At 67.0% G+C, this 24,663-nt stretch carries 22 protein-coding genes and 3 pseudogenes; 13 read left to right on the plus strand and 12 right to left on the minus strand.

The genetic code is table 11. From position 1 onward, the window contains the following. A partial coding sequence (locus tag BJEO58_RS13050) for a DUF5979 domain-containing protein (protein ID WP_145997558.1) occupies window positions 1-3,187 on the minus strand: 3,187 nt, incomplete at its 3' end. Between the two features lie 278 nt (window positions 3,188-3,465). On the opposite strand from BJEO58_RS13050, the gene BJEO58_RS13055 reads away from it, so the two are divergent. Further along, on the plus strand, window positions 3,466-5,850 hold the full coding sequence (locus BJEO58_RS13055) for a helix-turn-helix transcriptional regulator (protein ID WP_101589918.1): 2,385 nt from the start codon (window positions 3,466-3,468) through the stop codon (window positions 5,848-5,850). Window positions 5,851-5,874: 24 nt separating this feature from the next. On the opposite strand, the gene BJEO58_RS13060 is transcribed toward BJEO58_RS13055, so the two are convergent. Next, on the minus strand, window positions 5,875-6,603 hold the full coding sequence (locus BJEO58_RS13060) for a Crp/Fnr family transcriptional regulator (RefSeq protein WP_246076034.1): 729 nt from the start codon (window positions 6,601-6,603) through the stop codon (window positions 5,875-5,877). A gap of 197 nt (window positions 6,604-6,800) precedes the next feature. Between BJEO58_RS13060 and BJEO58_RS13065 the strand changes: the two genes are divergently transcribed. From BJEO58_RS13065 to BJEO58_RS13095, 7 genes and pseudogenes are all read left to right on the plus strand, one after another. Beyond that, on the plus strand, window positions 6,801-7,034 hold the full coding sequence (locus BJEO58_RS13065; protein WP_101589920.1) for a heavy-metal-associated domain-containing protein: 234 nt from the start codon (window positions 6,801-6,803) through the stop codon (window positions 7,032-7,034). Window positions 7,035-7,083: 49 nt separating this feature from the next. After that, window positions 7,084-9,099 carry a heavy metal translocating P-type ATPase gene (locus BJEO58_RS13070; protein ID WP_101589921.1) on the plus strand — a complete coding sequence of 672 codons (2,016 nt, stop codon included), beginning with the start codon at window positions 7,084-7,086 and terminating at the stop codon, window positions 9,097-9,099. Beyond that, window positions 9,096-9,521, plus strand: coding sequence for a cupin domain-containing protein (locus BJEO58_RS13075; protein ID WP_101589922.1), 426 nt, complete (start codon window positions 9,096-9,098; stop codon window positions 9,519-9,521). The genes BJEO58_RS13070 and BJEO58_RS13075 overlap by 4 nt, the downstream gene beginning before the upstream one ends. Before the next feature lie 65 nt (window positions 9,522-9,586). Next, complete coding sequence (locus tag BJEO58_RS13080) at window positions 9,587-10,492, plus strand: NADP-dependent oxidoreductase (protein WP_101589923.1); 906 nt, start codon at window positions 9,587-9,589, stop codon at window positions 10,490-10,492. A gap of 13 nt (window positions 10,493-10,505) precedes the next feature. Further along, window positions 10,506-12,029, plus strand: a complete 1,524-nt coding sequence (locus tag BJEO58_RS13085) for a molybdopterin-dependent oxidoreductase (RefSeq protein ID WP_101589924.1) — start codon at window positions 10,506-10,508, stop codon at window positions 12,027-12,029. Window positions 12,030-12,035: 6 nt separating this feature from the next. Further along, window positions 12,036-12,299 (plus strand): hypothetical protein, encoded by a 264-nt coding sequence (locus tag BJEO58_RS13090; RefSeq protein ID WP_101589925.1) that lies wholly within the window; start codon window positions 12,036-12,038, stop codon window positions 12,297-12,299. Window positions 12,300-12,388: 89 nt separating this feature from the next. Next, window positions 12,389-12,631 (plus strand): annotated as a pseudogene (locus BJEO58_RS13095) (LLM class flavin-dependent oxidoreductase); the annotation flags it as partial. A 46-nt stretch (window positions 12,632-12,677) separates the two neighbouring features. Here BJEO58_RS13095 and BJEO58_RS13100 read toward each other — a convergent pair. Further along, window positions 12,678-13,067: a heavy metal-responsive transcriptional regulator gene (locus BJEO58_RS13100; protein WP_006215441.1), complete on the minus strand. Its 390-nt coding sequence runs from the start codon at window positions 13,065-13,067 to the stop codon at window positions 12,678-12,680. 105 nt (window positions 13,068-13,172) lie between these two features. On the opposite strand from BJEO58_RS13100, the gene merA reads away from it, so the two are divergent. Together merA and merT are read left to right on the plus strand one after the other, a co-directional pair. After that, window positions 13,173-14,594 (plus strand): mercury(II) reductase, encoded by a 1,422-nt coding sequence (gene merA, locus BJEO58_RS13105; RefSeq protein WP_006215442.1) that lies wholly within the window; start codon window positions 13,173-13,175, stop codon window positions 14,592-14,594. A 40-nt stretch (window positions 14,595-14,634) separates the two neighbouring features. Next, window positions 14,635-14,946: a mercuric ion transporter MerT gene (gene merT / locus BJEO58_RS15445; protein WP_006358984.1), complete on the plus strand. Its 312-nt coding sequence runs from the start codon at window positions 14,635-14,637 to the stop codon at window positions 14,944-14,946. A gap of 18 nt (window positions 14,947-14,964) precedes the next feature. Here merT and BJEO58_RS15350 read toward each other — a convergent pair whose 3' ends face one another. From BJEO58_RS15350 to BJEO58_RS13150, 7 genes and pseudogenes are all read right to left on the minus strand, one after another. After that, on the minus strand, window positions 14,965-15,864 hold the full coding sequence (locus tag BJEO58_RS15350; RefSeq protein ID WP_040004151.1) for a hypothetical protein: 900 nt from the start codon (window positions 15,862-15,864) through the stop codon (window positions 14,965-14,967). A 412-nt stretch (window positions 15,865-16,276) separates the two neighbouring features. Beyond that, window positions 16,277-16,738 (minus strand): annotated as a pseudogene (locus BJEO58_RS15355) (relaxase/mobilization nuclease domain-containing protein); the annotation flags it as partial. Beyond that, on the minus strand, window positions 16,735-17,325 hold the full coding sequence (locus BJEO58_RS13125) for a hypothetical protein (protein WP_101589928.1): 591 nt from the start codon (window positions 17,323-17,325) through the stop codon (window positions 16,735-16,737). The pseudogene BJEO58_RS15355 and the gene BJEO58_RS13125, both read right to left, overlap by 4 nt. Further along, window positions 17,322-18,710: pseudogene (locus BJEO58_RS13130) on the minus strand (Rep family protein). Before BJEO58_RS13130 ends, BJEO58_RS13125 begins: the two are co-directional and overlap by 4 nt. 342 nt (window positions 18,711-19,052) lie before the next feature. Further along, complete coding sequence (locus tag BJEO58_RS13140; RefSeq protein ID WP_006215448.1) at window positions 19,053-19,301, minus strand: hypothetical protein; 249 nt, start codon at window positions 19,299-19,301, stop codon at window positions 19,053-19,055. Next, window positions 19,301-19,513, minus strand: a complete 213-nt coding sequence (locus tag BJEO58_RS13145) for a hypothetical protein (protein ID WP_006215449.1) — start codon at window positions 19,511-19,513, stop codon at window positions 19,301-19,303. The genes BJEO58_RS13140 and BJEO58_RS13145 overlap by 1 nt, the downstream gene beginning before the upstream one ends. A 181-nt stretch (window positions 19,514-19,694) precedes the next feature. Continuing rightward, the gene (locus BJEO58_RS13150) at window positions 19,695-21,131 is read right to left on the minus strand and encodes a recombinase family protein (protein ID WP_006358979.1); all 1,437 of its coding nucleotides are present in this window, start codon (window positions 21,129-21,131) and stop codon (window positions 19,695-19,697) included. A 38-nt stretch (window positions 21,132-21,169) separates the two neighbouring features. Between BJEO58_RS13150 and BJEO58_RS13155 the strand changes: the two genes are divergently transcribed. Further along, window positions 21,170-21,979, plus strand: a complete 810-nt coding sequence (locus tag BJEO58_RS13155) for an LLM class flavin-dependent oxidoreductase (RefSeq protein ID WP_101589929.1) — start codon at window positions 21,170-21,172, stop codon at window positions 21,977-21,979. Between the two features lie 15 nt (window positions 21,980-21,994). Here BJEO58_RS13155 and BJEO58_RS13160 read toward each other — a convergent pair whose 3' ends face one another. Then, window positions 21,995-22,546: a pyridoxamine 5'-phosphate oxidase family protein gene (locus BJEO58_RS13160; protein WP_308297871.1), complete on the minus strand. Its 552-nt coding sequence runs from the start codon at window positions 22,544-22,546 to the stop codon at window positions 21,995-21,997. A 31-nt stretch (window positions 22,547-22,577) separates the two neighbouring features. Continuing rightward, window positions 22,578-23,594: a serine hydrolase domain-containing protein gene (locus BJEO58_RS13165; RefSeq protein ID WP_180951956.1), complete on the minus strand. Its 1,017-nt coding sequence runs from the start codon at window positions 23,592-23,594 to the stop codon at window positions 22,578-22,580. 133 nt (window positions 23,595-23,727) lie between these two features. On the opposite strand from BJEO58_RS13165, the gene BJEO58_RS13170 reads away from it, so the two are divergent. Both BJEO58_RS13170 and BJEO58_RS13175 read left to right on the plus strand, forming a co-directional pair. Next, window positions 23,728-23,979 (plus strand): PspC domain-containing protein, encoded by a 252-nt coding sequence (locus BJEO58_RS13170; RefSeq protein WP_101589967.1) that lies wholly within the window; start codon window positions 23,728-23,730, stop codon window positions 23,977-23,979. A gap of 72 nt (window positions 23,980-24,051) precedes the next feature. After that, complete coding sequence (locus BJEO58_RS13175) at window positions 24,052-24,657, plus strand: HhH-GPD-type base excision DNA repair protein (protein ID WP_180951957.1); 606 nt, start codon at window positions 24,052-24,054, stop codon at window positions 24,655-24,657. Window positions 24,658-24,663: the final 6 nt, after the last annotated feature.

Here is a 24,663-nt window from a genome sequence, read left to right on the forward strand (position 1 = left end):
CACCGCTGCCCGCCTCGAAGCCGTTGCCGGCCGGGTACGAGTACTCGACCGTGAACTCGGTGTCCTCAGGCACCAGGCCGGAACCGGAGCCCTCCACGCTCTTCGTCACGGAGAAGAACCCGTCGTTCAGGCCGAACGTGTTCGTCAGCAGCACCTCGACTGTGGTGCCGTCACCGATCGTCACGACCGACTGGTCGAACTCGTAGCCCTCCCACGTCGCGCCGTCAACGTTGATCGGCTCAGCCTCCGTCAGATGCACCTCGGCACCGTACGGCAGCTGTCCGCTGGTGACGGGAGTGCCGTCTGCGGACACCTCGAACTGTCCTTCACCGGCCTCGAAGCCTGCGCCCGCGTCGTACTCGTAGTGCACGACGAAACTGGCGTCGTCCGGCAGCAGACCGGAGCCTGCACCGTCGAGCTCCTTGGCCACGGAGAAGTTGCCCGTGTTGAGCTCGATGGCATTCTCCAGGACCACCTCGGTGGTCTCATCCTTGCCGATCGTCAGGACGTTGCCCTCAGTCCATGAGACATCGGTCCAGGTGCCGCCCTCGGGGTTCTCCGGAGCAGCTTCCTCGAGTGTCACCTGCGCACCGGCAGGCAGATCGGTCACGACCGTCGGTTCACCGCCGGGGGTCACCACGATCTCGCCCTCGCCGGCCTCGAAGTTCGGGCCTTCGGGGTACGAGTACGCGACGGTGAACTGGGCATCGTCGGCCACGAGGTGGTCGCCGTTGCCGCTGACCTGCTTGTCGACGCTGAAGGCGCCGAGGTCGAGCTCGATCGAGTTGGTCAGCGTCACGCCGAAGGTGGTCTCATCACCGATCGTGAACGTCGAGTGATCGAAGTCCGAGCCGGTCCAGGTCGCAGCCGCGATGGGGCCGGGCTCGACCTCGGAGAGTGCCACCTGCGTGTCGTAGGGCAGCGGATCGCTGGTCACGGCCTCGCCGTCGTTGAGGACGGTGAGCGTTCCCTCGCCGGTGCCGTCCTCAGCGCCGAGCGCTTCCGGCAGCGTGTAGGTGTAGTCGACCGTGAACGCGACGGCATCGTCGACGAGGTGCGATGCATCGCCCTCGACGACCTTCTGCACGGAGAAGTCGCCGTTGTTCCACGTGATCGGGTTGTCCAGGTCGATCGTGACGACCTGGTCCTTGGCCACGGTGAACTCGGTCTGGCTGAACTGGGGCTCGCCCCAGCTGCCGCCCTCCGGATCGACCGGGGTCATCTCCTCGAGGGTGACTGTCGCACCGGACGGCACGCGCGGGCTGAGATCGGAGGTCTCGCCGGCTGCCACGGTGAGTTCACCGGAGCCGCCGGAGAATCCGTTGATCTCCTCGTAGCTGTAGGAGACGGTGAACTCGGTGCCCTCCGGGATGAGCTCCTGCCCATCGCCCGAGGTCGACTTCGTCACCTGGAACTGACCGAAGTCCTGCGTGATCCGGTTCGTGACATCGACCGTGACGACCTCGTCCTCACCGATCGTGAGCGTCTCGTGCGAGAGGACAGGATCCGCCCACGAGGCGCCGGGCACGTTCGGCAGACCGATCTCTTCGAGCGTCAGCTCTGCTCCGACGGGCAGGTCGCCGCTTGCGACCACGTCGCCGTTGGCCGGCAGCGTCAGCTCACCGGAACCGGCGGGGATGCCCTTCGCGCGATCAGCCGGGTAGCTGTAGGCCAGTGTGTACTCCGCGTCGTCCGGCAGCGTGACGCTGTTCGGGTTCTCCACGGTCTTCTGGGCCTGGAAGCTGCCCATGTTCAGCGTTGCGCGGTTCTTCAGCGTCAGCTGTGTGACCTTGCCGAGGTTGCCGTTCTCCGCGCTGAAGGTCACCTCCGTGACCTCGTTGCCGTCGGCGTCGACGAAGACCGGATCCTCCCACGTGACATTGTCGGGGTCCGTCGGCTTGACCTCGTTGATCGTGACAGTGGTGCCGCGCCAGATCTCCGGGCTGTAGAACGAGTCACCGGCGCTGAACGTCGCGGAGCGCTCCTGCGGGTCCTGGCCGTCCTCCTCGTAGGTGTAGTCCACCTGGAACTCCGGGCTCAGCGTCGTGTCGCCCGTGAGTTCCTTCGTCAGCTGGAACTTGCCGAAGTTGCGTCCGACGATGTTGCCGCCGCCGGAGGTGCGGGTGGTGCTCGAGCGCTCGATCGTCTTCGTCTCGCCCTCGACGGTCCACTCGGCACCGTTGTAGAAGACGCGGTCACCGTTGTCGCGCAGCTCTCCGGGCGTGTTCACGTCGACGAGCCACTGGACCTGGTAGAAGGAGCCTTTGGTGCCGCGCGTGCAGTCGACCTCTTCGCCCTGATTGGTCGTGCAGTCGCCGACCGCGTGATCAGACCCGAGGCCTTCTGCCGTCACGAAGTCGACCGTGAGGTCGTCGTCGCTCCAGTCGAGGCGATCCGCATCCATCGTGCGGTAGTCCAGCGACTCGCTTCCCCAGCTGTTGTAGCTGATGGAGCGAGCTTCGTTGACACGCGGGTAGCCGCGCTCACGCAGCACCGTGTAATCGTCCTCGTCCATGAGGTCGGTGACCGAGACCTCCTCGCCGATCCCCATGCCCTGTTCGTCCGCCGGCACGTTGACCGACCAGATGATCTGGTCGTTGATGTTGTCGTACCAGCCGTACTTGCCCTCGGTCTGCCAGCCGAACTCGCAGTCCTTTTCGCACCAGTTGACGTTCCGGTGCAGCGTGACCTCGTTCTGGAAGTCACCGAAGTCATAGGTGTGCTCGATCGTCTCCGTGTTGGAGATCGTGGAGCTCACACGGATGAAGAACGACCCGGACACGTCGTACGGGTTGTTCTCGATGAAGCCCTCGTCAGCCGTGCAGGTGATCGTGTTGTTCTGCACGAGGCATTCGCCGGCCGATTCACCATCGGGACCCGCCAGAGCGAAGCGATCGTTGGATGCGTTGAGCTGCTCGGGCATGTCCAGCGTCACGGTGACAGGGTTCTGCGCCTCACCCTCGATCTCCCAGTCGACGTCGAGACGCTGCGTCGTGCCGCTGGCAAACTCGTCTTCTTCGAAGCTGATGTCCGTGAAGACGATGGGGCTGCCGTCGCCGGGTGCCTCCGTGTTCGCGGCGGCGATGGGCGGCAGCATCATGGTCGAGCTGAACGCTACGAGCAGCGTCAGCAGATAGATGGTGAAGCGCGCCGCATGACCCGGCGGCGCTTTGAAAGCTGCAAACATTCGTGTCCTTCTGCTGTGGTTGTGGCGGTCCGCCCGCCTTCCCCGAGGCACGCGGACGACCGCAAGCAGGAGCGCCGAGCGCACCCGAGGGTCGCCCTAGACCCTACGAAAACGTGACAGTAGGCTGAGCGAAACATGTGGATATGAAGGCGATTTCACCCTCAAGTTCACCCTGCGAAGAGTGTCGCGCGACCGATCTCCTCTGCAGGTGAGGCGGGTGTCGCCTGGATTAGGATGAGTAGCGCACGAATGCGATCACTGGAGAGGAGCTGCCGGGCATGCACGTCCGTACCACCGGCCCCGAACTTCTCACGACGATGGACCACCCCGCGTGGTCACGGTTCTCCTCGACGCTCACCGGCAGCGAGTCCACCCTCCTCATCGAGGCGCGTGCGGGCCTGGGACACGAGTGGTTCGCGCGGTCGTGGCCCGACGCGCGGATCGTCAGCGTCCGCGACGACGCGGATCAACGGCCGACCCCTGGCGTCGACACCGTCGACTCACTCGCCGCGGCCTTCGACAAGGCCGCCGGCGGTGCGCAGCGGCTCGCGGTCATCCTCGACTCCCCCACTGTGGACTGGACTGTCCTGGCCGACCACGACTGGCGCATGGCGCGCGCGTCCGATCTGCTGCTCTCCGTCGACGAGGTCGACGCACTCGCCACGAGCACAGCATCTGTGCGGGCGCCGCCCGCGACCACAGCCGAACCGATCAGCGGTGAGCCTGCCCACCTGCACCGGCTGACCGGCGGCTGGCTGGAACCGACCCTGATCCTCCTGCTCGATCCGCAGGCGCTGACACGCGCGAAGGAGGCGATGCTCCCGTCACTGTCACGGTGGATCGTCCAGCATCATCACGGCTGGGAGGTGGCGAAGGCCGCGTTCCTCGAACCGATCACCGCGGACACGCTGGCGGCGTTCTTCCGCGAGATCCACGGCTCGCCCCCCTCCATCGCCGACATGCGCGCGGCGGGCTTCCTCGTGCTCGACGAGGACGGCACTGTCTTCATGCCGGACCTCATCCGGCACTGCCTCACGGCTCTCGTCCACCAGAACGATCGTGCACTCGCAGACGACCTGGTCGCCGTCGCGATCGATGCGGTCGCGGAATCCGTCAATGTCACCTCCGCCGTGCAGCACGCGGTGTCCAGAAGGCACTGGCATGCGCTGGGCGACCTCCTCAGCGAACGCTGGACGGACCTCTTCACCTCGGATGCACGAATCATCAGACGGCTGTTCGAATCCCTCCCCACGTCCGTCATCGACCAGTGGCTCGGCGAGTTCGGCGGTGCCGCCGTCCGACTGCTCAAAGGGGCGGGCCCGGACGGCATGTCGTTCATGCTCCCCGACGGCAGGCTGGAGCACGAAAAGGACACCCTTGCTCTGCGACTGCAGGCGAAGACGACGAGTCTGTACCGAGACCCGGGGCCGGCGGCGCTGTCGTTCGGCCTGCTCGAAGTCGGCTATCTGCGACTGGCCGGACACGACGCCCAAGCGGCAGTCGCTGCCCGCAGGCTCCTCACCGCATTGCACAGTGCGGAGTCGCAGCGCCGCATCCGCCCGGCGCTGGCCAGCGTGGTCAATCTTCATTCCGGCGTGCCCCTGGCGATCGGCGGAGACCCCGTCCTGGCGTACTCGAGCTATCGTGCGGCGTACCACCAGGTCGCGGGATCCGACCATCACTTCCTCCTGTCCGACACCACGTCGAAGCTCGCACTCCTCACTGCACTGCGCGGTGACACGCACGAGGCGCGCGAGTGGATCACCGCGCACGACCGCTGGATCGGGGAGGTCGGCTGGGGTCGGAAGATGGTCGGCCGCAGCGCGCACCTCGCGCGAGCGCTCGTGGCACTCGCAGACCTCGACCTCAACGCGATGGACACCGCTCTGCGTGTCCTGCCGGCGACCCCGGATCAGGACGAGACGTGGCAGGTCCACGCCTACCTCCTCGCCATGCGCAGCCTCGTGGCGGGTCAGCCGCGGCGAGCCCTCATCATCACCAGCAGCATGCGGCATCAGCGGCCCCACCCCTCGCAGACTCCGCTGGCACAGCACCTCTTCGCGATCGCCGACCGCGCGGCCGAGGTGTCGAATCCTCTCGGAGCGCCCGCGATAGAACCTGCGTCGGCAACGCCTCATGCTCCCGAGCTGAGACTCCTGGATGCCTACCGCGCTCTGCTGATCGGTGACGTCGATCATGCCGCCGCGCTCGTCGGCCGCGCGCGGACCGACGTGCTGGGCACACGCTGGCTGAATGTGGCGATGCAGCTGCACATCGTCATGGACAGGCAGGACAAGAGCGACATGGTCGAATACCTCGTCGAGGACGTCGTCTCCGGGCAGGGCGCGCTGGTCGACCTGGCGCTGCTGCAGCGTCACGCCGTCCTGTCGGATTCCCACCTGCAGCGGCTGTCCGATGCTCAGCGCGCGCGGCTCAGCAGGATTCCGCCGATCCCCACACTGGAGAGGCCTCGGCCCACCCTCACCCCGCGTGAGCTCGAAGTCCTCGACGGCCTCCGGCAGGGGCTCACGCGTCGGCAGATCGCTGAGCGGCAGTTCCGGTCGGAGAACACGGTGAGGTCCCAGGTCCGGAGCCTCTATCAGAAGCTCAGCGCCGGAACACTCGACGAAGCACTCGCAGCGGCGCGCCGCTGGGGGCTGTGACGCCGGAGCAGTCAGGCGCGGTCCTCACCCCTCCACGACGCGATCCTCCAGTGCCTGAGGGTCCACCAGCGTGACGGCGTCGCCGTCGACGCGGATGAGCCCGTCGGCGCTCAGCCGGGACAGAGCACGGCTGAGCGACTCCGGCGTCGTGCCCAGCAGCGAGGCGATGTCCTTCTTGTCCAACGGCAGCAGCACCCTCAGCTCCCCTGACGCACCTGCTTCTCCGACGGATCCCTCGCGAACCGGCAGCTGCAGCAGGAAGTCCGCGAGGCGGACGTCGACGCCGAAAGTGCCGAGCGTCAGATTCTTCTCCGCCCGAGTGAGCCGATCCCCCAGAGTCCGCAGCATACGCAGCGCGATGTCCGGGTACTCGTCGACGAGTTCTGCGAAGTCCTCGTGGACGAACACGCACAGCTGGGCATCCCCCAGGGCGGTCGCCTCCTCCTCCGTCATGTCACCGGAGAGGAACGCGTGCTCCCCCACCGTCTCGCCGGGCTGGGCCACGCGCAGCAGCCGATTCCGACCGCTGGGCATCGTTCGGCTGAGCTTGATCTGACCCGTGTGCACCACGAACATCGATCCGACCCGTTCACCTGCCACGTGCAGCACCTCGCCGCGCGCAAGCCGCATCGGTCGAGCCTTCGCGGCCACCAGGTCCTGCTGCTCGGGGGGCAGTCCGGAGAAGATCGGGACCCGCCGCACACAGGTCGTCCCATTTCGGTGCGCCTCACGCAGCGGAAGCATTCTTCTCATACCTCTGGACCATACCGGGCCGTACGTCTTCGCTGCCCGCCGGTTCGCTCCTCCCACCCGACTGCAGCCACCCCCTCCGGGGAGCACTTCCGTTCCCTTGACGAACGTCAAGGACTGTCTGCCCTGGGATCCATAGTCTGGGAACAGCTCCCAGGAACAGGGAGTCGAACCGTACGACCCAACCGAAAGGACCCGTCATGACCGCCCCCACCACCACTCACACACTCCTGCGCGCCGAAGGCTTCTCCTGCCCCTCCTGCGTGAAGAAGATCGAGAAGCAGGTCGGTCGGATCAAGGGCGTGGAGGACGTGAAGGTGCACTTCGCGACCGCTCGCATCGAGGTCGACCACGACGAGTCCCGGGCGTCCGTCGACGACCTCGTCGCCGCCGTCGCCAAGGCGGGATACACAGCAGCTCCCTCCGCCTTCTGACATCGCGTCTCATCCCATCCGCACAATCAGCACAGAAAGGTCAGCGCCCGTGAGTCGGCTTCAGAAGTGGTGGAACGGCAACTGGTCCATCCCGGTCACCGCCGGAATCCTCATCCTCCTGTCGTTCGGGGTGGAGCACCTCGCCGGCGGCACTTGGAACTCTGTCGTCGGTCCGCAGTGGTGGATCGACGCCGGAGAGCACGCGCACGGCTCGGGCCATGCCTTCACCCTGGCGAACCTCCTCATGCTCGCAGCCGCCGTGATCGCGGGCTACAACATCGTCATCAAGGCGGTCCGTGCGCTGACCGTACGGCTGATCAGTATCGATCTGCTGGTCTCGATCGCTGCGATCGGCGCCGTCCTCATCGGGAACTTCTGGGAGGCCGCCGCGGTGACCACGCTCTTCGCGATCGGTCACGCGCTCGAAGCCGCCACGATGAACAAGACGCGTTCGGCACTGGCCGCGCTCGTCGCCGTCGCCCCCGATTCCGCAGTCGTCGTACGCGACGGCAAGCAGACCGAGATCCCCGCTCACCAGGTGCGGATGGGTGAGATCGTCCTGATCAAGAATGGTGCGAAGGTCCCCGTCGACGGTCAGGTGGTCGCAGGCACGGGTGCTGTGGACGAGGCCTCGATCACGGGCGAGTCCATCCCGGTGGAGAAGGCGAAGTCGGACCAGGTCTTCGCGGGAACCGTCTCGCGCGGAGGCTTCCTGCAGGTACTCGCGACGGGAGTCGGCGCGGACACGACGCTGGCGCGCATCATCCACCGCGTGGAGGAGGCTCAGGACGCCAAGGCGAAGACTCAGGCGTTCATCGACCGGTTCTCCACCTGGTACACGCCCGGGGTCATGGTCCTCGCGCTGCTCGCCGGTCTGATCACCCAGGATGTCGTCCTCGCGCTGACCCTGCTGGTCATCGGCTGCCCCGGTGCGCTCGTGATCTCCATTCCGGTCGCCATCGTCGCCGGGATCGGCCGCGCCGCCCGCAACGGCATCCTCATCAAGGGCGGCGAATACCTGGAGACCTCCGCGAAGATCTCAGCCGTCGCCGTCGACAAGACGGGCACCCTCACGGAGGGTCGCCCCCAGCTCACGGACGTCGTGGTCCTGGATCCGTCGCTCGATCGCACAGCTGTGCTCCGGTGGGCGGCCGCCGCCGAGGCCGGATCGGAGCATCCGCTGGCCCTCCCGATCCTGGAATCGGCTCGAGAAGAGGGAGTGGGACCCTCCGGCTTCCCCGGAGACGTGACGCCGGTTGCCGGCAAGGGCATCGTCTCCACCGTCGACGGCCAGCGTGTCCTGATCGGCAACGCGCCGCTCTTGGAGCAGTACGAAGTCGTCGATGAGCGCGGAGCCGGCGAGGCCGCGCACACGCTGGCCGCTGCCGGCAAGACCCCGATGATCATCGCCGTCGACGAATCGGTGATCGGCGTGATCGGCGTGGCCGACCAGATCCGGACGGACGCACCGGAGATGGTGTCCCGTCTGCACTCCGCCGGCGTGGAGAAGGTCGTCATGCTCACCGGTGACACACGTCTGGTCGCGGAAGCCATCGGACGCGCAACCGGGATCGACGAGATTCACGCCTCGATGCTGCCGGAGGACAAGCTGGACGCAGTCGCCCAGATGCAGCGCGAGGGTCACACGGTCGCCATGGTCGGCGACGGCGTGAATGATGCACCCGCTCTGGCCACTGCCGACATCGGCGTGGCGATGGGTGCCGCCGGCTCCGCCGTGGCTGTGGAGACCGCCGATATCGCACTCATGGGCGACAACCTGCTGAAGCTGCCCGAATCGGTCAGCCTGGCGAAGCGCACCGTGAGCGTGATGAAGCAGAACATCGTCATCGCACTCGCCACCGTCTTGGCACTGCTGATCGGCGTCTTCGCCGGTGGAGTGACGATGTCAATGGGCATGCTCGTCCACGAGGGCTCCGTCCTGATCGTGATCCTCAACGCGATGCGGCTCATGCGCAACGACGTTCATTCCACGGCGATGCCGAAGACCGCACGCACCCCGAACACCCCGCACAGCACACACGAAAGGAACACACTCGCATCATGACTGAGACGCATTTCAGCATCCCGGGCAACATCGAGCACTTCACCATCGCGGACATCGCGAAGGACAGCCAGGACTTCCGGAAGGTGATCTGGACCGGCAGGCACTCTCAGATCGTCCTCATGTCAGTGCCTGTGGGAGGCGAGATCGGCGACGAGGTGCATGAGAGCACCGATCAGATCCTCACCTTCGTCTCTGGCACCGGTCACGCGGATCTGGCCGGCGAGACGCATACGATCGGGGCCGGTGACCAGTGCGCCGTTCCTGCCGGTGCGCAGCACAACTTCCGCAACACCGGTGACGAACCACTCGTGCTGTACACGGTCTACTCCCCACCGGAGCACGCGGCGGACGCCCAGTACGCTACGAAGGAAGAAGCCGACGCGGTAGAGGCCTCCGGTGAGGACACCCCGCCGCAGGCCTGAGAACGCACGCCGAGCCCCGCCGGATTCACGCGCGACGGGGCCCGACACTCGAAGAGGAGAGTCAGATGTCCACAGTGCTGGTCTTCACGCAGTACGGAGGAGCCGAAGCCCAAGAGTTCATGGACCGCGAGCTGCCGCCGCCGGGCCCGTCACAGGTCGCGCTCGAGGTGAAGGCTGCAGGTGTGAACCCCGCGGATTGGAAGATCCGCGCGGGGCAGATGGGAGATCACTGGCAGCTTCCAGCACCGATGGGCCGCGAGGCGGCTGGCGTTGTGACAGCGGTGGGGGTCGACGTGGATGGAATCGCGGTCGGCGATGAGGTTGTCGGCCTCGCGGCGAAGGGCCACGGAACATTCGCACAGCACACTCTGCTGGATGCGAAGCAGACCGTGCTCAAGCCCGAGGAACTCTCCTTCGCCGCCGCCGCGGCTCTGCCGGTCGCCGGCGCGACCGCCTACGACGTGACGCACCAGATCGAGTTGGAGCCTGGCCAGACCATGCTCATCCTCGGTGCCGGAGGCGGAGTGGGATTACTCGCCTCCCAGATCGGGAAAGTCCACGAGTTCACCGTCATCGGAGTCGCCAGCGCTTCGAAGCAGCAGATCGTCGAGTCCACCGGTGCCGCATTCGTCGAATCCGGGCCCGGTGCCGCTGGTCGTATTCGGGAGGTCGCTCCTGACGGTGTGGATCTGCTGATCGATCTGGTCGGCGGGCAGGCCCTGCGCGAGATCGCCGAGGTTGTGAAGGATTCGCAGAACATCGTCACCACCGCGGACCCGGACACTGCAGAGCAGCTGGGCGGCTCCGGTGTGAACCGGACCGCCGAAGGCATGCAGAAGATCATCGAGGTCGCACAGTACGGCCTGGTCGACCCGCATATCGGCCGGCGATTCTCACTCACCGATGCGCAGCAGGCGATCGCATCAGTGGAAGACGGCCATACCGCCGGCAAGGTCATCGTCGAGCCCTGATTCGGAGACGGCAATGGAGATCAATCCGGACTTCCCACTGTGGCTGCGTGCCACACATCTGATCAATTTCGTCCTCATCGGCATGCTGCTGCGCTCGGGGTGGGAGATCCTGTCCTCGATGCCCCGTCTGTGGTGGCGGAACGACTGTGCTCCGGGCACGGAGTGGCTGCGGTTCACCCGTCGCAGGCTGCCCCAGGAAGAGGGTGTCTACACCTCGCTGATGGACGAGAAGTCCCTGTCTCCCCTGATCGGACTGCCCGGTCGGGAGAACATCGGACTCGGCAGGCACTGGCACGGGGTGTCCGTCATGCTGTGGGTGCTGAACGGCCTCGTCTACGTGGTCCTGCTGTTCGCGACCGGTCTGTGGCGGCGGATCATCCCCACATCGTGGGACGTCCTCCCCGAGGCGTGGGAGACGTTGACTGTGTACCTGGGCTTCGAGGCTCCTGGCATCGAGCACTTCACTCCATATGACTCCCTGCAGATGCTGGGCTACAGCTTCGTCATCTTCATCTTGGCGCCGTCCCTGATCCTCACGGGGATCGCCATGGCCCCGGCCATCCGTTCCCGCTTCCCCTGGTATGTCAAGATGCTCGGTGGCCACCAGGGCGCGCGTTCCCTGCACTTCATCGCGATGGTGATGATGGCCGGGTTCGTCGTCATGCACGTCGGGCTCGTGTTCCTGGTCCACGGCGACCACAACATGGTCCACATGGTGTTCGGCGACATCAGCACTGCCCGCGCTGCGCAGGCTTACACCATCATGATCGCCACCATCGTTGCTGCAGTGCTGTTCTGGATCGCGCTGAGCTACTGGTCACTGGCTGATCGGGCGCGGGCGCAGAGGTTCACGGCCGGGCTGACGGAGATCGGCCGGAAGCTCTTCCTCAATTGGCTGCGCCCTCGGATGAGCCGACAGAACGCGTATACGGACAAGGACATCTCCGCCTTCCACTGGACCAACGGACTGCCGCCCACCGTCGACGAATCACCCGAGTGGATCGAGGCCCGCGACACCGACTGGGAGGGCTACCGGATCACACTCGGCGACGACCTCGCGGGAACCGAGAAGACCCTCAACTTGGCCGATCTCAAAGAGCTGCCTCAGGTCTCCTACGTGGCGGTCCACACGTGCATGCAGGGGTGGTCGGCAACCTCGCGGTGGACGGGCGTGCGCCTGCGCGACCTCCTCGATCTGATCGGCCCGAGGCCGGACGGCGCCGAATACGTGCTCGTTGATTCGTATGGTCTGGCGCAGGAGATGTTCGACAACCGGCCGCGCGAACCGTTCTATGCGGTGTTGGACCTGGCCACCGTCTACGAGGACGACACGATCGTTGCGTTCGAACGCAACGGCGAGCCGCTGGAGACCCACCTCGGTGCGCCCGCCCGGTTGCGGGCAGAATCGAATCATGGCTACAAGATGGTCAAGTGGATCAGTTCGATCCGTTGGATCCGCGATTACGCCGATTATGGTGATGGACGGGGAGGCACCCGCGAGGACTCCGCACTCCAGGCATTCAACGGAAGGATCTAGACACCGATGGCATCTGAGATCGTCTCGTGCCGCTTCACGGTCAGCGGCATCCGCACCGACAAGGACGTCAAGAAGGCACTCCAGTCCCTGTACGACATCTTCGCCGAGCACGGGCTGGGCCAAGCGACATTCGAGGTGACCGGTGGTGAGCACGCGGACCTCTTCATCAAGCACCAGGCGTCCGTCGAGCCGGATCCCGACATCATCGACCAGGCGCTAGCCAGGGCCGGCGACTTCCGCGTCGTCTCCGCGGACCTCCACTCCGGCTGAGCAGTGGCAGGAGTCCTCCGGGACGACGGGGCCCCCGACCAGGACCTCGGGCGCGGGAATCTCGGCCATGACCTCGGCGTTCAGCCGACATGAAGTCATTCGGATTCTTGAGCTTCGGCCACTACGGAGCCCCTGCGAGCGGGTACACCGCCAAAGACATGCTGACCCAGGCGATCGACCTGTCCGTCGCCGCGGACGAGCTGGGCGTGAATGGTGCGTCCTTCCGCGTCCACCACTTCGCCCGGCAGGCGGCCTCTCCCTTCCCGCTGCTGTCCGCGATCGCGGCGCGCACCCGGCGCATAGAAGTGGGCACCGGCGTCATCGACCTCCGCTAGCGCATATCGGGGTTGTAGCGTTGGAGTCATTGGCTACCGTCGTCTACAAGTACCTACACACTTGATCGGTGCTGCACGTTTCAGGGTCCGGGTGCGCGGCGTCCTGTCTGAGGTCCGCGATAGTGTCGCGCAGCACGGAGAGCTGCGCGATCTGCTGCTCGATCTCAGCGAGGCGCACGTCAAGCAGGTCGCGCACGTGCTCGCAGGGCGCATGGCCGCCGTCGCGGATGTCGAGGATCTGGCGGATCTGGGCGAGGGTGAGGCCCGCGGCCTGGCCGCGGTGGACGAAGTCGATCCGGGCGACCGTCTCGGGTGCGTAGTCGCGATAGCCGGACTGCGTGCGCTCGGCCGGCGGAAGCAGCCCCTGCCCCTCGTAGAAGCGGAGCGTCTTCGCCGTGGTGCCCGCGCGTTCGGCGAGTTCTCCGATGCGCATCGCGGCCTCCGATCGTTCGGCAGGAGCAGGCTTGACCTTCCCCTGCACTGGAAGGTCCAGTATGGCTGAGACAGAGCAGAAAGCCAAGGACTGACAGGAGCAGCGATGCCTACCAAGTACGACCTCGCCATCATCGGATCCGGAGGCGGAGCATTCGCCGCCGCCATCCGTGCGACCACGCTCGGCAAGTCGGTGGTGATGATCGAGCGCGGGACGCTCGGCGGCACCTGCGTGAACACCGGCTGCGTGCCGTCGAAGGCCCTCATCGCCGCTGCCGACACCCGTCACGTCGCCGCCGACGCTTCAGGCCGGTTCCCGGGGATCGCGGCGACGGCTGAGACAGTGGACATGCCTGCGCTGATCGCCGGGAAGCAGGCGCTGGTCGAGTCGCTGCGCGGCGAGAAGTACGCCGACGTCGCCGACTCCTACGGCTGGCAGGTCCGCCGCGGCGATGCATCGTTCGCCGGCGGCCCAGACGCCCCGGTACTGGAGATCATCGCCGGCGACGGGACGGTCGAGACCATCGAGGCCGACCACTTCCTGGTCGCGACTGGTTCTCGCCCGTGGGCTCCGCCGATCGACGGCCTGGAGGAGACCGGTTACCTGACCTCGACCACGGCAATGGAACTCGCTGAGGTTCCTGAGTCGTTGCTGGTGCTCGGCGGCGGCTACGTCGCCCTGGAGCAGGCGCAGCTGTTCGCTCGCCTCGGCTCGCAGGTCACGCTGCTGGTGCGGTCCCGGCTCGCCTCGAAGGAGGAGCCGGAGGTGTCCAAGGCGCTTCAGGAGGCGTTCGCCGACGAAGGCATCCGCGTCGTCCGCCGCGTGGTGCCCACCCGGGTCTCCCGCGGCACGGGAGGCGAGGCCGTCGTGACCGCCGACGTGTCCGGCGACTCGCAGGAGTTCCGCGCCGAGCAGGTGCTCGTCGCCCTCGGACGCCGTCCCGTCACCGATGGCCTGAACCTCGATGCGGTCGGGGTGAAGACCGGGGACTCCGGCGAGGTGGTCGTCTCCGACCGGCTGCGGTCCTCGAACCCGCGGATCTGGGCCGCGGGCGACGTGACCGGGCACCCCGAGTTCGTCTACGTCGCCGCCCACCACGGCACCCTCGTCGCCGAGAACGCGTTCGCCGACGCCGATCGTGCCGTCGACTATTCCCGCCTGCCGCGGGTGACGTTCACCGGGCCCGCGATCGGAGCGGTCGGGATGACCGAGAAGGAAGTGCTTGCTGCGGGGATCCGCTGCGATTGCCGCGTCCTGCCGCTGCACCACGTGCCCCGCGCGCTGGTCAACCGCGACACCCGCGGGTTCATCAAGATCGTCGTGAACGCCGACACGAACGAGATCCTCGGCCTGACCGCCGTCGCCAAGGACGCCGGAGAGCTCGCCGCCGCCGGTGTCCACGTGCTCGGCAAGACCGTCGCCGAGATCGCCGACGCCTGGGCTCCCTACCTGACGATGGCCGAGGGCATCCGGATCGCCGCGAAGGCCTTCACCACCGACCCGTCGCTGCTGTCGTGCTGCGCATGACCGGCAGCGCAGGCAATCGGGGAGATCTCATCCTGAAGAGGTGCAGACGACGAGCGCCGATCAGGACCGCGACGAACGGCGCGCCGGTCCCGTCGTCGCTGCAGGGACCGGACTGCTCTTGCTGGCATGCTGCGCGCTTCCGTTGCTGCTCTGTTGCGGCCTGCCGCTCATCGCGGCGGGCGGAGCACTCGCGGGCGTCGGTGGGCTCCTCGGTAACCCCTGGATCATCGGTGCCGGGATCGCCGTCGTGATGGCCGTCACGGCGGGGATGCTCGTCAGGTTAGGGCGGCGGCACCGAGGCCGCAGGACCGGCTGCTGCGAAAATCCTTCGACCGCTGATCGGAACCGGTAGCTCGAGCGGATCCAGCCATCATCGCCACCTCGGCCACTTCGGCACCCCGCGACCCTTCCACGTCTCCACGAGACCGGCGGCCGAGCGGACGGACGCGAAGAGCCCGTAGCCGGCCCCGGCGAGACCCACGGAGACCACGAGCCAGCGCCCGATGCCGAGCCAGATGCGCCCGTCCACGTCGAGCGCCCACTGAGCGCCCGTGATGAGACCGGCGATGCCCATCCAGAGCCCGGCGACGACCACGACCACCGGCAGCAGGGCGAGGCACATCGCAGCGGCGGCCGACCAGAGCTGACGCGCTTCGAGCTTCGCCGTCGCCGCCATCATCCGCTCGGCGCGCTCGTTCGAGGCGTCGAGGTTCGCGGTCATCGTGGCCGAGGCCTCCCCGGCGACCTGCTCGACGGCCTTCTCGACCCGCTCCTCAGTACGCTTCTCGATCCGCTGCACCGCGCCGCCGACCTGGCTCACAAGCTTCTGGTTCGTTGTGGCCTGCACCTTCAGACCCTCAATCGCCGAGGCCGTAGCCGCGCGATTCTTCTGCGCCTCCGCGACCAAGGTTCGCGACGCGGCGTTCAAGCTCTCGCCGTTGAGACTCTGCGCGAACTCGCCGAGCGTGCTCGCGATCTCGTTCTGCCTGCTCTCGATACTCGCGATCCTCGCGGACACGTCGCTGGAGGGCGAGGAGGTCGACGCCGGGGTCGTGATCCGCTCCAGCCGCCTCGTCGTCTCCTCGTCCATGACCTTCACGAACCCCGCGAGCTTCTTCTGCTGCTCGGTCAGCGTGGCAATCCTCGTATTCTGCGCCTCGACGGCGGCGAGGATCGAGGTCAACAGCTCCATCGTCTCCGGACTGCCGAGCGGCTGCGGCGACTGCACGGGCCCGTTCTGCTGCTTCAGCCTGTCGAGCGCTGCGCTCATGTTCCTGCTCCTTCTGCTGCTGGTGGTAGTCGAAGAACGCCTGCGCGCCCTCCGGGGTGAAGTCCGCCGAGAGCGCGCTCGCGCGTTTGCGGCGATCGGCGCGGCCGGACTCGCCGCGGCGGTCCTCGATGTAGAGGGTCCAGATCTCCTGGCCGGCCTTCTTGCCCTTCTTGCTGACGGTGCTGTGCAGCCGCATCCGCGGCACCTGCTCCCCGTCGTCGCCGAGCTGCTGGCTCTGCTCCTCGATCACCGCTTCGAGGCCGGCCTTGTCCACCGACCGGGGGTCGGCCAAGGCGGCGCTCATCCGGTCGCCCATCTCACGGTCGAGCCCGCCTTGGACGAAGTCCTCCCGGCGGAGCTCCCAGTCCTTCGGTGCGTGCTCCAGGCGATTGACGACCGAGAGCCCGTGATCGCGCATCAACTCGTCGTTGGCCGACTGCACGCCCCGCTGGTTCCCGGCCTTGCGGTCGTGGAAAGTGCGGTAGTCCGAGAGCGCCTTACCGGTCCTGTTGTTGTGGTTGATGACCAAGACATGGTTGTGGGCCTTGCGGCCCCGCCCATCGGTATGCGTGACCACGAGCGTGTCGGCATGGGGGTGCATCTTCTTCGCGAGCTGGTAGCCCAGATCGTTCACCCGCTGCACGTGCTCGGGAATCTTCGAGTCGAACTCCTCGTCGCTGAACGACTGCCGGTAGTGCAGCGCCTCGACTTCGCGCTTCGTGTTCTGCGTCAGCGCCTGGGCACGCGCCGAGAACGCGCCAGGACCGCCTGGCACATCGCACGTGATCGCGACCCCGCGCTCGTCCTCCTTGCCCCGGATGTAGCTCTCGGTGTCCGCAGCGCTGGCACTCGGGCTGTAGTGGGTGGTGCTCATGAGGCCGTCCGATCTCCGAGCAGGGCGCGGATCTCGCGCAGCAGCTCGATCAGCTCGGGCACGTCCGCCGACAGCGCCACCGACTCACCGGCCCGTGCGCGGCGGTCCAGGTCGTTGATGTTGATGGCCAGCGGGCGCACCTGGGAGGCAAGCTCCCGAGCATCTGCCGATGCCTGCACGCGGCTCTCCACGTCGAGCAGATGTGCGGCCACGGCGGCATCCAGCTCTTCGGTCCGAGACGCATGGAGAGCGTCGCGCACCACGGTCCGCACCCACGTGCTCGGAGCCAGCCCGAGGCGATTCGCACGAGTGCGAATCGCCTCGAGCGTCTCCTCGCCGAAGCGGGTATCGAGCCGCCCGCCGCCGCCACGACGACGCTTCGCGCCGCCGTGATCCGGCCGCACAGCCTCCGCAGCATCCCGACCGGTGTTCACCTGGGAGTCGGTCTGCTGCTCCACCTGTACAGCCGGATGGCAAGCAGTAGCCGCGTCGGACACGGCGCTTCGCTTGTGTCCTCCTTGGCTAGCTTGCGAGGGGCCTCCGGCCCCCTCGACCCCCTGGTGATGCCCATCCAGTTCGGTGCTCATGCCGCACCTCCCTCAACCAATGCCAGCGGCACATCGGAGCTGCGCACCGCGAGCCCGCTCAAAAGCTCATCGACAGCCCCCTCCGCGTCGTGCTCGACTGCGCAATCGGGGCCATAGGTCAGTTCACGCCTGGCGCCGACGTACATCGATGAGACGCCCCGGTACGGCTGCCTCCATTCGTAGGGCTCGATCTTCCCGATGTGCTGCACGCGGTAACGGTTGATGTCATCGGCGCGGAAGACCTTCACGACCGAGGCCAGGCGGCGGATGAACTGGTCCAGAGCCTCGTCTACGTTGCCCTTCTGGCGGGCATAGTAGAAGAACTCGACCGGCTCAATGGTGGCCGTGATGACGATGAGGCGGGGGGCCACCTCGCCCTTGTTCTTGTAGCGGGCCTTCGCAGGCGAGGCGTTGTACGGATCGAGCAGCAGCAGCCAGTCGTTCGCATCCATCGCCGAGGCACGCAGATCATCGAGCAGGATGACCTCTTCGCCGCTCCAATCGTCGAGCGGATTCCCGGTCGCGGCGCGGTAGACCTGCCACCGCTCGCCGTGGACGTTCGCGGCATTGATCGCGGTCGCGACGAACTCCGAGGCGAACCGGGTCTTGCCGACGCCGGCCTCCCCGTGAACGAACACGACGTGGGTGGAGAACTCACCGGCCCGGAGTTTCGCAGCAGCCCGGTACGCACGGCGCTGGCCGTAGGCAGACAGCGCATCATCGATCTCCCGCGTGTGCCGGGAGTAGATGTCGAACAGGTCATCGGTGAGCATGATCTGATCACGGGTGATCTCGCCCTGGAGCACCCGCTCCCGCATGTCCTCGAAGTCTTCGGCCACGCGCTTCTTCTTCACGTGGGCACGACCCTTCAGCCAGGTCCCACGACGTTGTGCGTCGATGCCGACGTAGTCGGGCCCACGCACCGTGGCGACCTCGACGGGCCCGTACTGGTGCTTATCCGCGTACTTGGCATGCGTGAGGTAGCTCAGCATGTTGTCATGCGCGTAGCGGCCGCGACCGGGCTTCTCAACGTACTGGGGCTCGACGCCGATCACCTGGGCCAGACGGTCGATCGTTGCGCTCGCAGCACGTGACTTGAACTTGATCACTATGTGGATGTGCCGAGGCTTGAGCTCCATGACGAGCCGCTGCTCGATGTCGGACTAGACCTCGCGCTCGTCCTTGTCATGGACGATCGCGTAGACGGACTCGACCTCACGACCATCAGCCTCGAGCCGACGAGTGACAACCTCGCCGATCTCCCCGGCGTCACCGGTCGCGAGCACCTGCTTCTCCGCATCGGTCCACGACCAGTACCCAGGGTCGAGGTACTGGGTGAGGCCGATGATCGTGGGGCTGTTCTCCTGCTTAGCCACGACGACCACCCCCGACCGGAGCCCAGAGGAGGAGCACATCGACCGTCTCAGGGTTAATTGACCCCCTATTGACCCCCAAATGAGACCGCAAATGACCCCACGTGGTGACGAGGTGGGTCGAACGCGCAATGCGTGTCTGACCAGCGACTTCGTAGCAAAACGCGGCAATCGACAAGCCCTTGCCGCGCCCGTAGGAACGAATGGACTCTCCGAAACTCTTGGAGTGCGAAGCACGGCTGCGGACCGTCATCACGGCGATGGGCAGCCCGCCTTCGGCGGGTGCCAGGCCAGGCCCTCCGGGCGGGGTCAGGTCGGCGGGTGCGGTGCTGAGGTTGCGTGCGTCGGCGTGCATCAGCGACCACCGCCCCGGCCGTAGCGCTTGATGACAGCCTGATGCGTGACGCCGAGGGCGTCGCCGATCCTGGCCCAGGTCACCCCGTCGGCGCGGGCGTCGGCGACGGCGATCTCGACGGCCTCCTCCAGCACGGAGCGGAGCACGCCGAGGTCGTAGAGCTGGGCCTCGCCATCGGCGAGGGACGGGTCGCCCTGTCGCCAGCGGAAGCTGGTCAGGTGATCGAAGGCGGCGGAGTTCGCGCTCATCAGCGACCACCGCCCATCACGGCGGCGACGGCGGCGCGCTGTCGCGGCGTCAGCGGAGTGAGTGCCAGGCGCTCACCGGCTCGGCGACCGGCGGCGCGGGCGGCGGCGATGACGGGATCGAGCCCATCAGCATGCGGAACGGGAGACGAGTCCTGATCGAGAGCAGGGCAGTCAAGCGCGGATGCGCGGGGAACGTCGATAACGACAGACATCGGAAGTCCTCAGATATGAGTATCTTCCGGTTCCCCGCCACGGTAGTTGGGCTGTTTGACCGGCTACTCATCCGGGAGCAGAACCCCGCGCTTCTAAGTCGCGGCCCCGGTGGGATCTTCTTGTCTGCAACCACTCTCCCACGAGTCGACTCACCATTGCAATGACGAGTTGACTCATGAGTCAGTCGCGACGCGGCTCTATGCGAATGAGGTCGGGGTCGAACTTCACGTGACCGGGCGCGATGGGCTCGATGGTCACAGTCACCAGCTCGTCCACGAGCATCCGGCGGCGGTCTATGTCCAACGCCTTCCACTTCGACTCGACAACCTCGCGACGCTCCGCGGTGCCGACCGCCTCCTCCACGTCTGCCAGCAGCTTCGCCGCCACGGATACCGAGCGGTCGAGCAGCTCCGCGTCGATCTCGTCGATGCGGACCTTCACGTCGTTGATCGCCGCGGTGATCTCCAGGACCGGCTGATGGATGTCGCGCAGCAGCGGGCTCAGCTCCTTTACGCGCTCGACCAGGGCGTTCCGCTCGGTCAGCAGCTCCTCGCGGTCCGGCCCGTCGTCCTCCTGCGGCATCACGAGGTCGTGCACGTCCACCGACGACAGGCGGGTGAGCACTGCCTCGGTGACCATCGCATCGACGGGCTCGCGTTGGCGGGTGAGGTGGAACTGCTCGCCGCAGCGATACGTCGGCTGCTTGCGGCTGTTCGTCCCCGAGACGAGCGTCGCACCGCACTTCCCGCACAGCCCGATCGTCGACAGGAGGTATTTCGGCTGGTTGCCCTGCCTGGCCGACCTCCGCACGTTGTCCTCCAGCTTCGCCACCGCGGTCCGCCACGTCTGCTCGCTGACGATGGGCGGGAACGCCTCGCCCTGCACCGGGTACAGCTCGCCGGATGCGTAGTGCTTGATGTAGCCACAGTAAAGCGGGTTCGCGAGCAGGTAGCGCACGGCATCGACGGAGAATTCCGAGCCGCGGGCGGTGAGGTGACCAGCGCTGTTCAGGTCCTCGCGGATGCGCCGGATCGACAGCGACGGCTCGCCGAGGAACGCGTCGAAGGCCCGCCGAACCGCGTCGGCCTCTTCCTCGATCAGCTCACCCTCCCTCGACCATCCGAACGCCTTCCAGGCGGACGTGGGGATGCCCTCGGCACGTCGGCGCTCGTTCGACCTGATCTGTCGCTCGGCCTTGCGACGCGCCTCGAACCGGGCGAGAGCGGCGAGCATCGTCGCCCGGAACTCGCCGTCCGCCGTCGAGAGATCGATCTCGCCGTCCACGGTGACGACGCGCAGACCGAGGTCGATCAGCGTGTTCAGGTCCTTCGTGCTGCGCAGGAGCCGGTCCATGTCCACGGCGACCACCATCGAGAACCGGCCCGCGCGGGCGTCGTCCAGCATCTCGGCCCACCGGGTGCCAGCGCGGCGCTTCTTCGTCGCCGACACCGCGTTGTCCTCGTAGACCTCGACGACGTTCCAGTCCTTGGCCTCGGCCAGCGCCCTGATCTTCCTCAGCTGCGTATCGACCGTCCAGCGGTCGCCCTTGCGGTCCATGGAGGCGCGGACGTACGCGGCCACCTCGTTCGTCTTCCTCAGCGCTACCAGTTCGACCATGCAACCAAGCCTACGTGAACGGGCGTTGCAACCACGATATGCGGTATGAGAACCCGTACTACTTCGCAGAAGAGGCGGCGGCACTCGACCTGATCGCCGACAATCGGATCGCACTCGGGATCTCCCGCGGGTCACCGGAACCGGCTCTGCGCGGCTGGGAGGCCTTCGGCTACACCGGCTCCACGGACCCCCGCGGCGCTGACATCGCACGGGAGAAGTTCGAACGGCTGCTCGAGGCGATCTCCGGTCGTCCCGTCGCACCTGCCGATCCCGCGCAGTTCGGCCCGGGGCAGAAGCTGCCGCTCGAACCGCACTCCCCCGGCCTCGTCGAGCGCCTGTGGTGGGGTGCCGGATCTCGCGACACCGCCGTCTGGGCTGCGCAGAAGGGCGTCAACCTCATGAGCTCGACGCTGCTGACGGAGGCGACCGGCCAGTCGTTCGGCGACCTGCAGGCCGAGCAGATCGATCTCTACCGCCAGGCGTGGAAGGAGGCCGGCCACGCACGCACGCCACGGATCTCGGTGAGCCGCAGCGTCTTCCCCGTCGTCTCGGAGCAGGACAAGCAGTTCTACCAGTTGCGCCAGGGTCAGGGCGCGGATCAGATCGGCGTGATCGACGGCCATCGCTCCACGTTCGGCCGCACCTACGTGGGCGAGCCGGACGAACTCATCAGCCAGTTGCAGGACGACGCGGCCGTCATGAGCGCGGACTCCCTCATGCTGACGATCCCCAGCCAGCTGGGCGTCGACTTCAACGTCCACCTGCTGCGGTCGTTCGCGGACCACGTCGCCCCCGCTCTGGGCTGGGAGCCGAACACGAAGGGCCCCACCACCGGCTACGCGGTGTGAGGACCGCGGTCCTCGTCAATCCTCCGCGGTGAGAGGTGCCTCCGAAAGGGGCGTCCACCAGGCCTCGGGCCCCGCGATCGGGAACCGACGGCCGGTGACCTGTCGAGCCTGCACCCGCAGGAAGAGCGGCTTCTCCCCCTTGTGCCAGGGGACGAGCGGAATATCCACGGTGGCGAGGACCTCCTCGGACTTGTGGATCCGCTGCGTGTGGCCCTTCACCACGACACTCCACGCGTGATCTGCGTCCGGGTCGCGGCCGTCGGCTTCGACAGCCACCGGCCCGTTCAGCGCTGCGGACACCTTCGTGCCCTCGGCCGACCGGAACACGAGCGTCCCGCCGTCCACCGCGATGTTGATCGGGAAGATGTCCGGCCCGTTCGCCGTCTGCACCGCCAGGCGCCCCACAGTCGTGCTGCGCAGCAGCTCCCAGCACGTGTCGACCGACAGGATCTCCACTGCTTCCGAGGTCCCCATCACCGCACCGTCCTTCTTCAGTTCCGAGGCCCGCTCGTGCGGGTTCGCATCAGACCCCGGCGCCCCCACACGATGGGATATGATCGGGGTCACTCATGAACTCTATCAACCGCGGCCGGAATCCTCACGACACGCGCTTGAGCAGCCGCAGCGCCGCGAGGTCCGCACCCGCCGCCTGATTCACCAGCACCGTCACCGCAGTGCCCTCACCGGGTCGGACTGCCGCGATCGTACGGAATCCTCCGGTACCGCCGTTGTGCCACAGCACCTGCGTCCCCGCACGATGCCAGCCCAGCCCCATGCCCGCAGGTCCGCCGGCCGGAGTCTGATGCGTCAGCCGGATCGCCTCCGTCAAGGGCGTGCTGTCGGGCTCCAGCTGCGCCTGGAGGAATGTCAGCACATCCGAAGCCGTCGACCGCAGTGCCCCGGCTCCGGGCAGCCCCTCGAGCGGCCAGGGCGCAGCCGGCCGCGTGCGACCGCGGAACCCCTGTGCCGAACGCTCCCGCTGCTCGTCAGTCAACTGCCAGTCGGTCGCCGTGTCGATCAGGCCCAGCGGCTTGCAGATCCGCTCCGTGACCGCCTGCCCGAAGTCCTGCCCCAGCGCGTGGGCGAGAGCATGCCCCAGCACGCCGAATCCGAAGTTCGAGTACGTCACTCCGCCAGTGCCTGGCTTCCGCCGCAGCCGCGTGGTCGCCAGTGCCTCCAGCAGGTCGTCGCCGCTGAAGCCCGCGTACACGTCGTGGCCGAACTGCAGGAAGCGAAGGCTCTGCCGCAGTCCGATGCGGGACGGCGAGCGCACCAGGCCCGAGGTGTGCGTCGCCAGATGCTGCAGGGTCACCGCGGCATCGGCCCGGCCGGGGACCGACGCGCCGTCCGGCAGCAGCTCCCGGACCGGGGTCTGCAGCTCCCAGTCTCCCCGCACGACGCCGTCAGCCAGCAGCAGGGAGGTGAATACCTTGGTGATGGAGCCGATCTCGACAAGGGTCTGAGCATCGGGAACAGCACCTCGGCCGGTGTCTCCGGCTCCGACGACGGACGTCTCCGCGCCCCTCCGCACTCCGACGACCACGCCCCTCCGGCGCCTGCCGATGCGCTCCGCCGTCTGCCGCGCCTCCGCCTCGAGCGCTTGTCCCGTCGTCATGCCGACGACACTACGGGCACGATCATCTGCGGGGAACGGCGGTCGTCCGCGACCTCGGCTTCTGGTTTTCCCCCGTGCCGTCGGACGGCCAGCGTCACTGCGGTCCGTGGCCACCGCGCATACCGTTGACACCATGAACGCATTCTTCTCGTCCATTCGAAAGCTCGGATTCCGTCGCGGTCCCCAGCGTCTTGCCGGAGGGATCTCGGGAGGACTCGCAGCCGCCACTGGTCTCAACGTGTGGCTGGTCCGCCTGTTGGTCCTCCTCTCGTTCCTGCTGCCCGTCGTGGGGATCGGGCTCTACGTGGTGGTCTGGGTCCTGCTGCCGTGGCAGGACGGGACCATCCCGCTCGAACGGCTGTTCGGCGGTCGAGAGATCCGCTGACCGGGCCCGTCGCCGAGGTCCCCACGCCTGCTGCAGTCCCGCTCCCCTCCCGCATGCGGCAGGATGGAGGGCATGACTCCCGTGTACCTCTCCACCGACCCGCAGGCCGATGAACTGCTCGCCCACGACCGCTTCGCACTCATGGTCGGCATGCTGCTCGATCAGCAGGTGACGATGGAATCTGCGTTCGCGGGTCCGCAGAAGCTCTTCGAGCGGCTGGAGGAGTTCACCCCTGCAGCCGTCGCCGCACTGGACCCCGACGCGCTGCTCGCCGCATTCCAGGAGAAGCCCGCCGTTCACCGCTACCCCGGTTCGATGGCCACACGGGTCCAGGCGCTGGCCCAGACCCTCGTCGACGACTACGACGGCATCGCGGAGAACCTCTGGACCGCGCCTGCGAAGGATGGCTCCGAGCCCACGGGCCGCGATGTCCTGAAGCGCCTCAAGGCGCTGCCGGGCTTCGGTGATCAGAAGTCGAAGATCTTCGTCGCGCTGCTGGGTAAGCAGTTCGACCTCACGGCGGAGGGCTGGCGAGAGGCCTCAGGTGCTTTTGGGCCGGACGATGCGTTCCTGTCGATCGCAGATGTGCGCGATGAGGATTCGCTGTTCCGCGTGCGGGAGAACAAGAAGGCGATGAAGGCGGCGGCGAAGGCCGCACGGGACGCGAAGAAGGGCTGAGCCCCC

It is taken from the genome of Brevibacterium jeotgali, from assembly GCF_900169175.1.
GTDB classification, from domain to species: Bacteria; Actinomycetota; Actinomycetes; order Actinomycetales; family Brevibacteriaceae; genus Brevibacterium; species Brevibacterium jeotgali.

What these genes read in the sequence shown, in the direction of transcription:
- BJEO58_RS13055 (WP_101589918.1), top strand. Translation starts at nt 3,466, where the DNA reads ATGCACGTCCGTACCACCGGCCCCGAACTTCTCACGACGATGGACCAC.
- BJEO58_RS13060 (WP_246076034.1), bottom strand. Translation starts at nt 6,603, where the DNA reads ATGAGAAGAATGCTTCCGCTGCGTGAGGCGCACCGAAATGGGACGACC.
- BJEO58_RS13065 (WP_101589920.1), top strand. Translation starts at nt 6,801, where the DNA reads ATGACCGCCCCCACCACCACTCACACACTCCTGCGCGCCGAAGGCTTC.
- BJEO58_RS13075 (WP_101589922.1), top strand. Translation starts at nt 9,096, where the DNA reads ATGACTGAGACGCATTTCAGCATCCCGGGCAACATCGAGCACTTCACC.
- BJEO58_RS13080 (WP_101589923.1), top strand. Translation starts at nt 9,587, where the DNA reads ATGTCCACAGTGCTGGTCTTCACGCAGTACGGAGGAGCCGAAGCCCAA.
- BJEO58_RS13085 (WP_101589924.1), top strand. Translation starts at nt 10,506, where the DNA reads ATGGAGATCAATCCGGACTTCCCACTGTGGCTGCGTGCCACACATCTG.
- BJEO58_RS13090 (WP_101589925.1), top strand. Translation starts at nt 12,036, where the DNA reads ATGGCATCTGAGATCGTCTCGTGCCGCTTCACGGTCAGCGGCATCCGC.
- BJEO58_RS13100 (WP_006215441.1), bottom strand. Translation starts at nt 13,067, where the DNA reads ATGCGCATCGGAGAACTCGCCGAACGCGCGGGCACCACGGCGAAGACG.
- merA (WP_006215442.1), top strand. Translation starts at nt 13,173, where the DNA reads ATGCCTACCAAGTACGACCTCGCCATCATCGGATCCGGAGGCGGAGCA.
- BJEO58_RS15350 (WP_040004151.1), bottom strand. Translation starts at nt 15,864, where the DNA reads ATGAGCGCAGCGCTCGACAGGCTGAAGCAGCAGAACGGGCCCGTGCAG.
- BJEO58_RS13125 (WP_101589928.1), bottom strand. Translation starts at nt 17,325, where the DNA reads ATGAGCACCGAACTGGATGGGCATCACCAGGGGGTCGAGGGGGCCGGA.
- BJEO58_RS13140 (WP_006215448.1), bottom strand. Translation starts at nt 19,301, where the DNA reads ATGAGCGCGAACTCCGCCGCCTTCGATCACCTGACCAGCTTCCGCTGG.
- BJEO58_RS13145 (WP_006215449.1), bottom strand. Translation starts at nt 19,513, where the DNA reads ATGTCTGTCGTTATCGACGTTCCCCGCGCATCCGCGCTTGACTGCCCT.
- BJEO58_RS13150 (WP_006358979.1), bottom strand. Translation starts at nt 21,131, where the DNA reads ATGGTCGAACTGGTAGCGCTGAGGAAGACGAACGAGGTGGCCGCGTAC.
- BJEO58_RS13155 (WP_101589929.1), top strand. Translation starts at nt 21,170, where the DNA reads ATGCGGTATGAGAACCCGTACTACTTCGCAGAAGAGGCGGCGGCACTC.
- BJEO58_RS13165 (WP_180951956.1), bottom strand. Translation starts at nt 23,594, where the DNA reads ATGACGACGGGACAAGCGCTCGAGGCGGAGGCGCGGCAGACGGCGGAG.
- BJEO58_RS13170 (WP_101589967.1), top strand. Translation starts at nt 23,728, where the DNA reads ATGAACGCATTCTTCTCGTCCATTCGAAAGCTCGGATTCCGTCGCGGT.
- BJEO58_RS13175 (WP_180951957.1), top strand. Translation starts at nt 24,052, where the DNA reads ATGACTCCCGTGTACCTCTCCACCGACCCGCAGGCCGATGAACTGCTC.